Here is a 13,104-nt window from a genome sequence, read left to right on the forward strand (position 1 = left end):
TTCGACGGCTCGGTCAGGCGACGGCGCGGATCAGCTCGGACAGCGACGGCCACAGCGGCGCGGCGGCGCCGATGGTGAGCTCCGTGGAGAAGTCCGTCCCGTGCCCGCCGAGGACCACGCCCGCCTCCCGGGCGATCAGCGCCCCGGCTGCGATGTCCCACAGGTTCGTGTCCAGGGCCAGGCCGCCGTCGAGGCGCCCGGCCGCCTGATACACCAGGTTCAGCGCCGCGGGCACCCGGCGGATGTCCCCGCACCTCGGGAGCAGCTCCCGGACCACCTTGCCGGCGCGTTCCTTGGTCGCCGGGTTCGGCTGGAAGCTGACCCCGATCAGGGCCTGCTCCAGCGGCGGCCCGGCCGAGCCGGAGATCGGCTCGCCGTTGAGCAGCGCCCCGGCGCCCGCCACCGCGCTGAACGTCTCGCCGGCCGCCGGGTCGTGCACGACGGCGATCACGGCCTGCTCCTGGTGGTAGAGCGCGATGCACACCGACCACGGCCCGGTCCGGCTGACGTAGTTGCGGGTGCCGTCCAGCGGGTCGACGACCCAGGTCCAACCGCTCGCCCCGGACCGCCCGTGCCCCTCCTCGGCCTGCACCGCGTCGTCCGGCCACGCCGCGCGGATCGCGTCCACGATGAGCCGCTCGCTGGCGATGTCGACGTCGGAGACCACGTCGTTGACGTGCGCCTTGGGCGCGCCCATCCGCAGGGTGTCGCGCCGCTCCAGCTGCAACCGGCCGGCCCGCACCGCGAGGTCGGCGACGAGCTCACGGGCCGCGAAGAGATCTCGATCCATCACCCGCGAACACTAGCGGAAAGGGCACTTCCAAGTGCCTTCTGTACGCTGCCCGCCGCCCGGAATAGCGTCGGCCGCATGAGCGAGTACCGCCTGCACACCTACACCGCTGCCGAAGCGGGCCTGTTCGTCAACAGCTACCTGATCGAGGGCGCCGAGGGGGTCGTGCTCGTCGACGCGAACCTGCTGCTGTCCGACATCCGCGCGCTCGCCGCCCGGATCGAGGCCCTGCACAAACCACTGCTCGGCGTCTTCGTCACGCACGCGCACCCGGACCACTTCAACGGCCTGCCGACCGTCGCCGGCGACGACGTCCCGGTGTTCGCCACCGCCGGCGTGGCCGAGACCATCGCCGCGATCGCCGAGCCGAAGCGGGCGCAGTGGCAGCCGGTGTACGGCGCGGAGTGGCCCGACAAGCACCGGGTCCCGGACCGCTGGCTGTCCGACGGTGACGTGGTGCAGCTGGGCGGCCTGCGGTTCAGCGTGCACGCCGTCGGCGCCGCGGAGAGCCACGCCGACTCCTACCTGGTCCTGGACGACCACGCGTTCATCGGTGACCTGGCGTTCCACGGGGTGCACCCGTACACCGCGGACGGGCACACCGGCGACTGGCTGACCGCGCTCGACCACCTCGCCACCGAGCTCGACGGCAAGACGCTGCTGCCCGGGCACGGCGCCCCCGGCGACGTGCGCATGCTGGCCGACCAGCGGCGTTACCTGATGATGTACCGGGAGGTGGTGGCCCGCCTGGCCGGTGGGGCGCCGGCGCTGACCGACGCGCAGCGCGAGGAGCTGACCGCGACGATGAGCCGGTTCCTGCCCGGTGCGCCGCTGACCTGGATGATCGGGCTGGGTGCCGACGCGGTCGCCGCGGAGCTGTCCGCGTCGTAGGTTGACCGGATGAGCGTCGACGTCACCGCCCTGCGCGGGCACTTCCCGTCCCTGTCCCACGGGCTCGCGTTCTTCGACGGCCCGGGCGGGACACAGACCCCGCAGCCGGTCGCCGACGCGATCGTGGCGACGCTGACCGGGCCGCTGTCCAACCGCGGCGCGGTCAGTGTCTCCGAGCTGAACGCGGAGCGCGCCGTCGCCGAGTTCCGGGCCGCCTACGCCGATCTTCTCGGCGTGCGCCCGGAGGGCGTCGTGCACGGGCGCAGCGCCACCCAGCTCACCTACGACTTCGCCCGGCACCTGGCGAAAAGCTGGCGACCCGGCGACGAGATCGTGGTCAGCCGGCTCGACCACGACAGCAACGTGCGCCCGTGGATCCAGCAGGCCGAGCGGGCCGGCGTCGCGGTCCACTGGATCGAGTTCGACACCGGCAGCACCGAGCTGGACCTGGACTCGCTGCGCCGGGTGCTGTCGTCGCGGACCCGGCTGGTCGCGGTGACCGCCGCGTCCAACCTGGTCGGCACGGTGCCGCCGGTGCGCCAGGTCGCCGACCTGGCCCACGAGGCCGGGGCTCTGGTGTACGTCGACGGCGTGCACTACGCGGCCCACCACCGGGTGGACGTGGCCGAGCTGGGCGCCGACCTGTTCGTCTGCTCGCCCTACAAGTTCCTCGGCCCGCACTGCGGGGTGCTCGCCGGCGCGCCGGAGCTGCTGGAGACCATCGCGCCGGACAAACTTCTGCCCTCGCCCGACACCGTCCCGGAACGCTTCGAGTTCGGCACCCTGCCCTACGAGATCCTGGCCGGCGCCACCGCCGCGGTCGACTTCCTGGCCGGGATCGACCCGGGCACCGGGTCCACCCGCCGGGACCGGCTGACGAACTCGCTGGCCTCGGTGCACGAGCACGAGTCGGCACTGCGCCGGCGGGTCGAGGACGGCCTGCGCGAGCTGGGCGACGAGGTGACCGTGTATTCGCGGGCCGCCGAGCGCACCCCGACGCTGCTGATGAGTTTCGCCGGCCGCGACGCCCGGGACGCGCAGGTCCACCTGGCCGGCCGGGGCGTGCTGGCGCCGGCCGGCTCGTTCTACGCCTACGAGCCGTTCGCGGCGATGAAGCTGGAAGCGCCCGCGCTGCGGGTGGGCGTGGCCCCTTACACCACCGCCGAGGAGGTGGACCGGCTGCTCGCCGGCCTCGCCGCGTTCCTCTGACGACCCGGCTGCTGCGTTATCGCCCGGCGGGTTGGAGGATGGGCTGATGCTCGCGCCGATGGAGGCCGTTCGCCGGCTCATGGATCTGCGGCACCGTGGCCGGGCCGAGGACCTGCCGCGGGTGCTGGCCGACGCCGCGCCGCTGCTCGACGCCGACCACGCCACCGTGCTGCTCGTCGATTACGGGCAGGTGGCGCTGCATCCGCTGCGCGGCACCACCCTCGACCGGGCGGTCGTGCTGCCGCTGGAGGACTCGCTCGCCGGGCGGGCGTTCACCACCGCCGAGCCGCAGTGGCTCGGCGAGGACGGCGGCGGGCTGCTGTGGCTGCCGCTGCTGCACGGGGCGGAACGCCTCGGTGTCCTGGAGTTCCGGCTCGTCCACCAGCCGGAGGCCGCCGATCAGCACGACCTGGAGGTGATCGCGGCCCTGGTGGCGGAGCTGATCGCGAGCCGGCGGTTTTACGGCGACGCGGTCGAGTTCACCCGGCGGCGGCTGCCCATGCAGCTGGCCGCCGAGATCATCTGGAATCAGCTGCCGCCGCTCACCTTCGCGGTGGACGGGACCACGGTGACCGCGGTGCTGGAGCCGTGTTACGACGTCGGCGGGGACGCGTTCGATTACGCGGCCAACGACGACGTGCTGCACGTCGCGCTCTTCGACACGGTGGGCCATGGGATCAGCGCGAGCGCGCTCACCACGCTGACGCTCAACACGTACCGTAATGCCCGTCGATCGGGTTTGTCGCTGACCGACACCTGCCGCTCGATCGACAAGTGGATCCGGGCGCAGTATCCGGGGGCTTTCGTCACCGCGCTGCTGGCCGAGCTGGACATGGCGACCGGCGCCTATCGGCGGATCAGCGCCGGGCATCCGGCGGAGCTGTTCCTGCGCGACGGCCAGGCCCGGCAGCCGCTGCCCTCGCCGAACACCCTGCCGCTCGGCCTCGGGCACATGCTCCGGCGGCCGCCGCGGGTCGTCGAGCGGCAGCTGGAGCCGGGGGACACCCTGGTCCTTTACACCGACGGCATCACCGAGGCGCGGGACGCCTCCGGGACGCTGTTCGGCCCCGAGCGGCTCAGCGCGTTCCTGCTGGACGCGCTGGGCCAGGCGACGCCGGCTCCGGAGGTGATGCGGCGACTGATCCAGACGATCGTCTCCTACGAGGACGGTGAGCTGCGGGACGACGCCACCGCGGCCATGCTGCGGTGGCGTCATCCCCCTCACCGGCCACTCATCCGCTGGTGACCGGCTGCTCGGTGCGGCGGCGGAACACCGGGGACCAGGTGGGCGCCTGGGAGTAGTGGCGCCACCGGACGAGCATCAGCGCCACCATCGCGACCAGCATCAGCGTGTGCCCGGCGGTCATCAGCGCCGCGCCGCTGACGAACGGTGCCAGCAGCACGAACGGCGCGACCATCACCAGCGCCATCTCGCCGATCATGCGCCGGTCGTGGCCGCGCACCGCCATCCAGGCGGCCATCCCGAGCGCCATGTCGAACCCCATGGCCAGCGCCATCGCCACCGGCCGGCCGTGAGTCAGGCCGCCCCACAGCGGGCCGAGCAGCACCATCCCGGCGACCATCGCGATCAGCATCTCGACGAGGTGACGCAGCCAGTGCCGCAGCCGCGGGCGCCGGGCGAGACCGGCGCGCAGCAGGACACAGCCGATGCCGCCGGCGAGCGCGGCCAGCGTCAGCAGCAGCGCGGGCCACCACGGGAAAGCCGTCCCGGACAGCTCGCCCGGCCGGTACTCCAGCGACTTGGCCACCCAGTGGGCGGTCGGCACGTCGGTGGTGGCGGCCAGGTCGCGCAGCGTGCCCTCGAACGGGAACTCGTCGCGCTGATGCACGTAGACCGGGTGCCAGGCCGGGTCGACGCCACCGGCCGCCGCCTGGTGGCCGGGCACGATCAGCCGGTCGTAACCGGCGCCGCCGGCCGCGGCGCGCGCCAGGAACGTGAGCCCGTGCCGGGAGCGGATCGGCCCGCCGTCGGCGGAGACCGGGGTGAGCCGGGCGGTGTACGACATCTCGGTGTACGTGCGGAACACCGACGCCAGCTCGATCTCACCGACCTGCGGGGTGAGCAGCACCGCGGCGTGCACCTGCCGGCGGAAGCCCAGGTTGAGCAGCGCGACGGTGTCGGCGGGACCGGGGTGGGCGGCGTCGATCGGCGCGGGGCCACCAGGGTGGTACGCCGTCCAGCGCACCGCGGCCGCGGCCTGCCGGGCCACCTCCGCGCCGTGCTCGCGCTCCAGGATGCGCAGCGCGCCGTCCACGCCGGAGAGCACGCCGGCGGTGGTGACGATCCGGCCGTCGTCGACATAGCGGGTGCCGCGCTGCCAGCGCACCTCCGGATACTCGCGCTCCAGGCCGTACTGAGCCAGCCAGTGGCTGGTCGCCGGACGGCCGGTGAGCAGCCCGGTGCGGGCCAGCAGCCCGGCGCCCGCGCAGACGCTCATGATCTTGGAGCCGTCGGCGTAGCGGCGCTGGAGCCAGTCGACCGCCGGCCGGAGCCGCGGCGTGTCCGTCTGCTGCACGGCCGGCACCACGATCCAGTCGGCCCGGCCCAGGTCGGCGAAGGTGCGGTCGGGGACGACCTCGAGGCCGCCGGTCAGCGGCACCGGGTCGTGGCTCTCGGCGACCGTGAGCACGGTGTAACGGCCCGAGGCGGCGAGCGTCTCATAGGGCGCCAGCACGTCGGCGGCGTTCGCCCCGGCCGCGCCGAGCAGCACCGCGACGGTCGGCCGGGTGCCGGAGGTGGTGGCCGCGGGGGCCGGCACGGACAGCGAGCGTGGCGCCGGATAGACCGCGTCGACCACGCCACGTGCGTGGATCACGCCCACGGCGGTCGCCGAGAACAGCCCGGCGAACAGAACGGCAAGGGTGCGGCGGATTCGCATGCCGACGATGGTCCCGGCCGGCCGGGTCATGCCGCCCGTGCCGAAGGTCATGGTCCCGGTCATGATCCACATTGACGGGTCGGGTGATGCCGGTCAAGGTGCAGGTGTGGAGCGATTCCTGTGGTTGCTGACCGCCGGCGCGTACGGTGTCCTGGTCCTCGAGTGCGTCGCCCACCCGCAACCCTGGCCCGGGATCGTGACCGGCGCGATCTTCGCCGCGCTGGTCGTGCTCGGCACCTGGTGGCTGCCCGGCCGCGCGTGGGGCTGGCGGGCCGGCTACTTCGTCCTCCAGGGCGCGCTCGGCCTGCTGATGTTCGGCGCCGCGCACGCGTCCTGGGGCGGCACCCTGCTGCTCATCGTGCTGGTCGTGCAGGCCGTCCTGCTGCTGCCGCTGCCGGCGGCCGCGCTGGTCGCGGTCGCAGTGCCGTTCGGGCACGTCGGCATGGACTGGGGCGCCGGCCTGCGGGAGGGCTCCGGGATGCTGGTGGCGGCCCTGTTCGCGCTGGTCGTGACGTTGCTGCTGCGCCGCGAGCAGCAGACCCGGCAGGAGCTGGCAGCGGCCAACGCGCAGCTGGCCGAGCTGGCCACCACCCGGGAACGCAACCGGGTCGCCCGCGACATCCACGACGGGCTCGGCCACCACCTGACCACGTTGCAGATGCAGATCCGCGCCGGGCGCGCGCTGCTGGAGCGCGACCCGGGCCGCGCGAACGAGATGCTGGCCCAGGCCGAGGAGCAGGCACTGGAGGCGTTGTCCGAGGTGCGGCGCTCGGTCGCCGCGTTGCGCACCGACCTGCCCGTGCGGGAGCGGCTGGCCCGGCTGGTGTCGCAGGCCGGCCCATGGATCCACCTCGAGATCCGCGGCACTCCCCGCTCACTGCCCGTGGACGTCGAGGAGGCGCTGTACCGCGCCGCGCAGGAGGGCCTGACCAACGTCCGCCGGCACGCCCGCGCGACCCGGGCCGACGTCCTGCTCGACTACCTGCCGGGCGAGGTGCGGATGGTGGTCGGCGACGACGGCTGCGGCGCGGCACCCGGCGAGTCCGGCGGGTTCGGGCTGACCGGCCTGCGCGAGCGGGTCGCCGAGCTGGGCGGCGTGGTCGCCCTGGACTCGGTGCCCGGCCAGGGCTCCACGCTCACCGTGACGGCGCCGGCATGATCCGGGTGCTGCTCGCCGACGACCAGCGGCTGTTCCGCGAGGCGCTCGCGGCGCTGCTGTCGGTGCAGGACGACGTCCAGGTGGTCGGCGAGGCCGCGGACGGCGCGCAGGCGGTCGAGCTGTCCGCCCGGCTGTCCCCGGACGTGGTGCTGATGGACCTGCGGATGCCGGTGATGGACGGCGCCACCGCGACCCGGCGCCTGCGTGACGAGCAGCCCGCGGTCCGGGTGATCGCGCTGACCACGTTCGACGACGACGCCGACGTGTTCGCCGCGATCCAGGCCGGTGCGATCGGCTACCTGCTCAAGGACGCGTCCTCGGAACGCCTGATGGAAGCGGTCCGCGCCGCCGTGCGCGGCGAGTCGGTGCTGGAGCCGGGCGTCGCCGCCAAGCTGGTGTCCCGGGTGGCCCAGCTGCCCCCGGCCGTGCCCGCGCCGCTGGTCGCGCCGCTGACCGGCCGGGAGCTGGACGTGGTCCGCCTGCTGGCCGGCGGCCGCAGCAACCGTGAGATCGCCACCGCGCTGTTCCTGGCCGAGGGGACCGTCAAGAACCACGTGACCAACGCCCTGGCCAAGCTCGGCGCCCGCGACCGCACCCAGGCGGCCCTGCGCGCCCGCGAGCTGGGCCTGCTCTGAGCCGGGGGATTCGCCGACGGAGATCGGGGTACCCGCAAGGACATGCGATCCGGGGTTCTCTTCGACGTCGACGGCACCCTCGTCGACACCACGTACCTGCACACCGTCGCCTGGTGGGAGGCGCTGCGTCAGGAGGGCGCCGACGTCCCGATGGCGAAGATCCACCGGGGGATCGGGATGGGCTCCGACAACCTGCTCGATCACCTGCTCGGCGAGGACCGCGACAGGGACCTGGACGAGCGGGCCACCACCGCCCACGACGTGCTCTACGGCGCCTGGTGGGAGCGGCTGCGCCCGCTGCCCGGGGCGCCCGAGCTGCTGCGCGCGGTCGCCGGGCGGGGCCTGGCGGTCGTGCTCGCCTCGTCGGCCAAGGAGCCGGAGCTGAAACAGCTGCGCCGGGTGCTCGGCGCCGACGACGTGATCGCGGCCGCGACCTCGTCCGCCGACGCCGAGCGCAGCAAGCCCGATCCGGACATCCTCCAGGCCGCCCTCGACCAGAGCGACGTCGACCCGCACGCCGCCGTCTTCGTCGGCGACTCGGTCTGGGACGTGCAGGCCGCCGGCCGCCTGAACATCCCGTGCATCGGCCTGACCTGTGGCGGCACCTCCGCCGGCGAGCTGACCGAGGCCGGCGCCGTCGCCACCTACGACGATCCGGCGGCGCTGCTGGCCGCCCTCGACGACTCCGCGGTCGCGAAGCTGTCCGCATAGGCGATGCCGAGCGCCGGCGCCGGTGGACCGGCGGTGACCAGCTCGGCCAGGGTCGGCGCGCTGGTCGCGCCGCCGTCCGCGGCCGGTGCGCCGAGGGTGGGCAGCCACAGCCGGTAGGTGGCCGTCTCGGTGTGCCAGCGGATCGGCACGGCCCGGTCGGGCCGCATCCGTTGCAGCACCGCGGTGCGGCGGGCGGCGGTGAACCAGGCGAGCACCCGCGCGGCGCACGGCACCGGCAGCTGCGCGAGCACGTCGCCCAGCGGTCGCGGCGGCAGCGGGGCGAGCCGCTCGGCGGCCTGCCGGTCGGTCAGGCCGAGCAGCCGGGCGGCGGCCTGCTCCGGCGCCATGCTTTTGATCATCGATGCGGCCTCCCTGGCGGGCAGCTCGGCGAGCAGTCCGGCGGCCGGGTCGGCCGGCAGCGCCGTCAGCAGCCGCGCGCCGACCCGCGGACCGGCCGAGCGGACCAGCGCGAGCGAGCCGTCGAAGCCGAGGCTGAACAGCAGCTCGCCGGTGACCGCCGCGGGCAGCGAGGCGCCGGTCAGCAGGGCGGTGCGCTGCTGTGCCGGCATGCCGCGCGCCGCCCGCCGGACCAGGTCGACCTCCAGGTGCGGCAGCCGCGGCACGAGCGCCGCGTTCGGCATCGCCGCCAGCGCGCGGGCGGCCGCCTCCGGGTCCATGGCGCCCAGGTGGGCCACCGCGGCGGTGGGCGGCGTCAGGGTCAGCAGCCGGGCGGCGGTGGCCGGGTCGGTGGCGTTGAGGCAGGCCACGGCCTGCTCCGGCGACAGCCCGTTGAGGTGGCCCACGGCCAGCACCGGGTCCATCGCGGTGAGCAGTTTCGCCACCAGGGCCGGGTGCAGCCGTTCGAGGAACGCGACGACCGACTCCGGGGCGCGCCCGGCGAGCAGCTCGGCGGCCTTGTCGACGGTGGTGCCGCCGAGTTCCAGCAGCAGTTCGTCGGCGGGGACGCGCTCCGGGCCGGCCGGCCGGCCGGCGAGGCGCTCCACGGCCGGCCGCGGCGCCGCCGGATGCGGCGCGCGGCCCCGGCGGCCCGCCACCCGGTTGCGGGCCGCCGTCCACCAGGGCAACTGGTCGTCCGGCACCCCGCAGGCCTGCGCGATCCGGTAGACCACCTCGACGCGCGGCAGCACCCGGCCGGACTCGGCGTTGCCGAGGGTGCTGTGCGGCAGCCCGGTCAGCGCGGCCAGCTGCCGCAGGGTCAGCGGGTTGTCGGTGGGGGCCGGCCGGGGCGCGGTCAGGCGCAGCTGCCGCAGCTGTTCGGCCAGGTCGGCGATGGTCTCGGTGGCTCGCGGGTCCGGCGGCGACGCCGGCGCCGCGGTGCGGGTGGCCGGTTCCATCGGCCCATCGTGTCCCACCCCGTCCGGCGCTGTCCCACGTGACACCCGATCGGGTGACCGGCAATTGACGCACACCGGGTCCGGTCCGGTAGACCACCCGTACGGGATAGTCAGCTGCCGATCCTCAGTTGTCCGCCTGCCCCGGGCAGCGGTGGATCGGCAGGACGTGTTCGGAAAATGAGGAAACGCTCACCACCGATCGGTGATGAGCGTTCACGCGGACATGTCACCGGGAGCGGGTCCGTTGCAGCGGGCCCGCTCCGCCTGCCGTTACCAGTGCAACGATCGGCCGGGCCGAACGTTATCCCCGGCGCGCCTGACATCATCGGCCGGTGGAGCTTCGCCAGTTGAGGTACTTCGTCACGGTGGCGGAGGAACTGCACTTCGCCCGGGCGGCCGAGCGGCTGATGATCGTGCAGTCGGCGGTGAGCCAGCAGATCGGCCGTCTCGAGCGGGAGCTGGGCGTGGCGCTGTTCGACCGGACCCCGCGCCGGGTGCGGCTCACCGACGCCGGGGCCGCGTTCCTGCCGGCCGCCCGCCGGGTCCTCGACGCCGAGCGGGACGCGCTGGCCACGGCCGCCGGGTTCGTCGCCGGCCGGGAGTCGGTGCTGCGCGTCGGGACCAGCCGGGGCCTGGGCGACCGCCTGGAACGCATCCTCGAGGAGCTGGGCCGGCTGGCTCCGGACACCCGGGCCGAACTGGTCTCGGCGGCCACCCAGGAGCGGCTGCGGCGGGTCGCCGACCGGGAGTGGGATGCCGCGTTCGTCCGCGGGACGGTCGAGCTGCCGGACGGGCTCCGGCAGGTCCCGGTGTGGCAGGACCGGCTGGTGGTGGCGGTCTCGGCCCGGCGTCGCCCGGCCGTGGCGGACCTGGCCGGGTTCGCCGGGCTGCCGCTGTATCTCACGCCGCGCCGCACCAACCCGCCCCTGGTCGACCTGGTCCTGCGGGCGTGCCGGGACGCCGGTTTCGATCCCCGGCCCGGCCCGCCGGCCGGCGCCCTGGAGGACACCCTGGCGGCGTTCGGCGCGGGTGCTCCCGGGTGGACGGTGATGTACGCGGCCGCCGCCCGGCAGATGCACCACCCCCGCGTGGCGTTCCTGCCGGTGCCGTTGGCGCTGACCACCTCGCTGGTCGTGCCGGCCACCGGCGACCGGGCCGGCTCGCTGCTCGCGGCGTGCCGCCGGGTGGCCGCCGACGATCTCGATCCGTGATCGCTGCGTGCGCGTACTGCTGCTGGTTCGCGGCGGCCGGCCGGAGTGGACTCAAGGGCAGATCCACTCGAACGGACAGGAGAGAGTCCATGCCCATCGTCACCATCCAGCAGGGCCCGCGCGACGCCGCGCTCAAGCGGGATCTGGTCGCCCGGATCACCGACGCGTTCGTCGACGCCTATCAGATCCCGGCCGAGTCGGTCCAGGTGTGGATCCACGAGGTCGCCCCGGACAGCTGGGGCGCGGCCGGGAAGCTGACCGCTGACCGCTGACCGGCCCGCGACGGGCGGCGCGGCCAGGCACCCCCGCGCCGCCCGTCGCGCGCGGTCAGGAGAGAAGCTTCAGATCGATGGCGCCGGCCATCGCCAGGAACCCGGCGCGGTTCGGGTGCAGGTGGTCACCGGCTCCACCGGCGGTGCTGTTGGTGTCGAACTCGGGCCGCAGGTGCCCGGGATTCGCCGGATCCTCGGTGACCGCGGAGAAGTCGGCCACCCCGTCGAACAGCCCGCTCGTACGGATGAAGTCGTTGATCGTCCGTCGCTTGGCATCGGTCTCCGGCGTGCCGTAGAGGCCGAACGCGGTCCCGGCGGACGGCGTCAGGGTCGCGCCGATGATCTTGATGCCGCGGGCGTGCACCCGCCGGACGATCTCCCGGTACCCGGTGATCACCTGCTCCGCGGTGGCGCCGCCGCCACCCAGGTCGTTGATGCCCTCGAGCAGGATGACCGCCCGGACGCCCGGCCGGTCGAGGACGTCGCGGTCCAGCCGGTCGAGCGCGGGCGGCCCGTCGCACGGGGTGCAGCCGCCGGGCGTACGTCCGATCCGGGTGACCATGTTGCCGCCGATCGCCTCGGTGAGCACCGAGACCGGCCGCCGCGCCGGCGCGGCCCGGTCGAGCCGGCGTTGCAGCACGTCGGGCCACCGGTCGTCGCCGTTGAGCGTGGAGAAGAAACCGTCGGTGATGGAGTCGCCGAACGCCACGACCGTGGCGGCGTCCCGGTGCCGCGCCTGCACCTGCACCTCGGAGACGAACAGCCACGAGGTGGTGGAGTACGGGAAGGCGGTGTCGCCGAGGTCCGCGGTGTGATCGCCGGTGCCCGGACCCGAGAGGTACGACGTGGTGAACGCCGCCGCGTGCCAGGTCATCGGCCCGCTCGTCCCGGCCACGTACAGGCTCACCGCCAGGCGCTGCGACGCCGCGTCGCTGACCGTCACGGCGACCGGGTCGCTCAGCGCCGTCCGTCCCGCCGGGATGGTGACCGACCGCTTGCCGGCGAAGGTGAGCGCCCGGTTCGAGCCGGCCGCGACGGTCCCGCCGCTGGACTGGAGGCCCGCGAACGCCCGCCCGAAGGTCACCGCCCGGGTGCCGAACTCGTTGGACAGCCGGATCCGCCAGCTGCGGCCCGCGACGCTCGGATGCACGATCATGCGCAGCGTCTGGTCGCGGGCCTGATTGTCCGGGAACGCGGCGGTCAGCAGCGGGGCGGTGTTCCCCGGGCCGGCCGGGCCCGGCGTGCCGGGCTGCGCGACCGAGTAGCCGACCGGGTAGACACCCTGCGCCGAGCCGGTCCAGGCGTCGATCCAGGCCCCGGACGAGCCGCCGGAGCCGGCGATCGGCTCCTGGGCCACGGCGACCGCGGGCGTGAGCACCGCCCACGCGAAGACGGCGATGACAGCTCTGCTCAGTCTCTTACGTCGCATGTCACTCCCTCGTGCGTAGCGAATCCATCGATAGATATCGCTACCACGGGAGTGGGGTGTGCTCAATGCCCGGGCGCGTCAGCCGCTGGACGCCGCCTGTGCCTGCCAGATCGCGATCTGGACGCCGACCACGAAGATCTGCAGCGGCAACGACAGGCCGGGCAGATCCGCCTCGATGTCGCCGGTCCACGCGCTCGTGCGGTGCACCGAACCGGCCGGCGCCCCGCCGACGAGCATCTCCTGCCGGTCGCCGAAGAAGGACGCCCGGCGGAACTCGTAGGTCCGCCCGCCGGCCAGCACCCTCCAGTACTTGCGCCCGGCCCGCTCGACCAGCGCGACCTCCTGGCCGGTCTGGTCGGTCATCCGATACTTGGTGCCCCAGCCGTTGGCCCGCACCTGGAACTGCTGCCCGTCGACCGCGAAGTCCCCGCCGGTCCGCCACCACGACGGGTCCCAGACGGTGACCGCGCGACCGTCGGAGGCGATCTCATATCGCCCCCGCCACATGCCCGTTCTCCTGGCCGTCAACATGGCCTCGAGCG

The 13,104-nt window shown here is 74.3% G+C and carries 13 protein-coding genes; 8 read left to right on the forward strand and 5 right to left on the reverse strand.

Features of this window, described 5'->3' with window-relative positions; translation table 11 throughout:
• Positions 1 to 13 precede the first annotated feature (13 nt).
• Positions 14 to 790, reverse strand: a complete 777-nt coding sequence (locus Aiant_RS38670) for an inositol monophosphatase family protein (RefSeq protein ID WP_229831131.1) — start codon at positions 788 to 790, stop codon at positions 14 to 16.
• Positions 791 to 868: 78 nt separating this feature from the next.
• Here Aiant_RS38670 and Aiant_RS38675 point away from each other — a divergent pair, with 78 nt between their 5' ends.
• From Aiant_RS38675 to Aiant_RS38685, 3 genes are read left to right on the forward strand one after another with little or no spacing between them, the layout of a single operon-like run.
• Positions 869 to 1,681: an MBL fold metallo-hydrolase gene (locus Aiant_RS38675; protein WP_189335019.1), complete on the forward strand. Its 813-nt coding sequence runs from the start codon at positions 869 to 871 to the stop codon at positions 1,679 to 1,681.
• A 9-nt stretch (positions 1,682 to 1,690) separates the two neighbouring features.
• Positions 1,691 to 2,890 (forward strand): cysteine desulfurase-like protein, encoded by a 1,200-nt coding sequence (locus Aiant_RS38680; protein ID WP_189335018.1) that lies wholly within the window; start codon positions 1,691 to 1,693, stop codon positions 2,888 to 2,890.
• A gap of 46 nt (positions 2,891 to 2,936) precedes the next feature.
• Positions 2,937 to 4,136, forward strand: coding sequence for a PP2C family protein-serine/threonine phosphatase (locus Aiant_RS38685; protein WP_189335017.1), 1,200 nt, complete (start codon positions 2,937 to 2,939; stop codon positions 4,134 to 4,136).
• Here the strand turns inward: Aiant_RS38685 and Aiant_RS38690 are convergent.
• Entirely contained in the window at positions 4,123 to 5,853 is a 1,731-nt protein-coding gene (locus tag Aiant_RS38690) for a DJ-1/PfpI family protein (protein WP_189335016.1), read from the reverse strand. The two genes, Aiant_RS38685 and Aiant_RS38690, sit on opposite strands and share 14 nt — an antisense overlap.
• A gap of 43 nt (positions 5,854 to 5,896) precedes the next feature.
• Here Aiant_RS38690 and Aiant_RS38695 point away from each other — a divergent pair, with 43 nt between their 5' ends.
• From Aiant_RS38695 to Aiant_RS38705, 3 genes are read left to right on the forward strand one after another with little or no spacing between them, the layout of a single operon-like run.
• A complete protein-coding gene (locus tag Aiant_RS38695) occupies positions 5,897 to 6,949 on the forward strand; it encodes a sensor histidine kinase (protein ID WP_189335015.1) in 1,053 nt (350 codons plus the stop codon).
• Positions 6,946 to 7,584: a response regulator gene (locus tag Aiant_RS38700; protein WP_189335014.1), complete on the forward strand. Its 639-nt coding sequence runs from the start codon at positions 6,946 to 6,948 to the stop codon at positions 7,582 to 7,584. The genes Aiant_RS38695 and Aiant_RS38700 overlap by 4 nt, the downstream gene beginning before the upstream one ends.
• A 42-nt stretch (positions 7,585 to 7,626) precedes the next feature.
• A complete protein-coding gene (locus Aiant_RS38705; protein ID WP_189335013.1) occupies positions 7,627 to 8,295 on the forward strand; it encodes an HAD family hydrolase in 669 nt (222 codons plus the stop codon).
• Here the strand turns inward: Aiant_RS38705 and Aiant_RS38710 are convergent.
• The gene (locus Aiant_RS38710) at positions 8,229 to 9,650 is read right to left on the reverse strand and encodes a magnesium transporter MgtE N-terminal domain-containing protein (protein ID WP_189335012.1); all 1,422 of its coding nucleotides are present in this window, start codon (positions 9,648 to 9,650) and stop codon (positions 8,229 to 8,231) included. The two genes, Aiant_RS38705 and Aiant_RS38710, sit on opposite strands and share 67 nt — an antisense overlap.
• Positions 9,651 to 9,982: 332 nt before the next feature.
• Here Aiant_RS38710 and Aiant_RS38715 point away from each other — a divergent pair, with 332 nt between their 5' ends.
• Entirely contained in the window at positions 9,983 to 10,861 is an 879-nt protein-coding gene (locus Aiant_RS38715; protein WP_189335011.1) for a LysR family transcriptional regulator, read from the forward strand.
• Positions 10,862 to 10,950: 89 nt separating this feature from the next.
• The gene (dmpI, locus tag Aiant_RS38720) at positions 10,951 to 11,133 is read left to right on the forward strand and encodes a 4-oxalocrotonate tautomerase DmpI (RefSeq protein ID WP_189335010.1); all 183 of its coding nucleotides are present in this window, start codon (positions 10,951 to 10,953) and stop codon (positions 11,131 to 11,133) included.
• 55 nt (positions 11,134 to 11,188) lie between these two features.
• Here dmpI and Aiant_RS38725 read toward each other — a convergent pair whose 3' ends face one another.
• Positions 11,189 to 12,562, reverse strand: a complete 1,374-nt coding sequence (locus tag Aiant_RS38725) for an SGNH/GDSL hydrolase family protein (protein ID WP_189335009.1) — start codon at positions 12,560 to 12,562, stop codon at positions 11,189 to 11,191.
• Between the two features lie 78 nt (positions 12,563 to 12,640).
• The gene (locus Aiant_RS38730; RefSeq protein ID WP_189335008.1) at positions 12,641 to 13,093 is read right to left on the reverse strand and encodes a hypothetical protein; all 453 of its coding nucleotides are present in this window, start codon (positions 13,091 to 13,093) and stop codon (positions 12,641 to 12,643) included.
• Positions 13,094 to 13,104 lie beyond the last annotated feature (11 nt).

The sequence above is a fragment of the Actinoplanes ianthinogenes genome (assembly GCF_018324205.1).
Classification (GTDB): Bacteria; Actinomycetota; Actinomycetes; order Mycobacteriales; family Micromonosporaceae; genus Actinoplanes; species Actinoplanes ianthinogenes.

Coding starts and splice junctions, on each gene's coding strand:
- Aiant_RS38685 (WP_189335017.1), top strand. CDS start 2,937: ATGCTCGCGCCGATGGAGGCCGTTCGCCGGCTCATGGATCTGCGGCAC.
- Aiant_RS38730 (WP_189335008.1), bottom strand. CDS start 13,093: ATGTTGACGGCCAGGAGAACGGGCATGTGGCGGGGGCGATATGAGATC.
- dmpI (WP_189335010.1), top strand. CDS start 10,951: ATGCCCATCGTCACCATCCAGCAGGGCCCGCGCGACGCCGCGCTCAAG.
- Aiant_RS38705 (WP_189335013.1), top strand. CDS start 7,627: ATGCGATCCGGGGTTCTCTTCGACGTCGACGGCACCCTCGTCGACACC.
- Aiant_RS38670 (WP_229831131.1), bottom strand. CDS start 790: ATGGATCGAGATCTCTTCGCGGCCCGTGAGCTCGTCGCCGACCTCGCG.
- Aiant_RS38710 (WP_189335012.1), bottom strand. CDS start 9,650: ATGGAACCGGCCACCCGCACCGCGGCGCCGGCGTCGCCGCCGGACCCG.
- Aiant_RS38675 (WP_189335019.1), top strand. CDS start 869: ATGAGCGAGTACCGCCTGCACACCTACACCGCTGCCGAAGCGGGCCTG.
- Aiant_RS38680 (WP_189335018.1), top strand. CDS start 1,691: ATGAGCGTCGACGTCACCGCCCTGCGCGGGCACTTCCCGTCCCTGTCC.
- Aiant_RS38700 (WP_189335014.1), top strand. CDS start 6,946: ATGATCCGGGTGCTGCTCGCCGACGACCAGCGGCTGTTCCGCGAGGCG.
- Aiant_RS38690 (WP_189335016.1), bottom strand. CDS start 5,853: ATGACCGGGACCATGACCTTCGGCACGGGCGGCATGACCCGGCCGGCC.
- Aiant_RS38725 (WP_189335009.1), bottom strand. CDS start 12,562: ATGCGACGTAAGAGACTGAGCAGAGCTGTCATCGCCGTCTTCGCGTGG.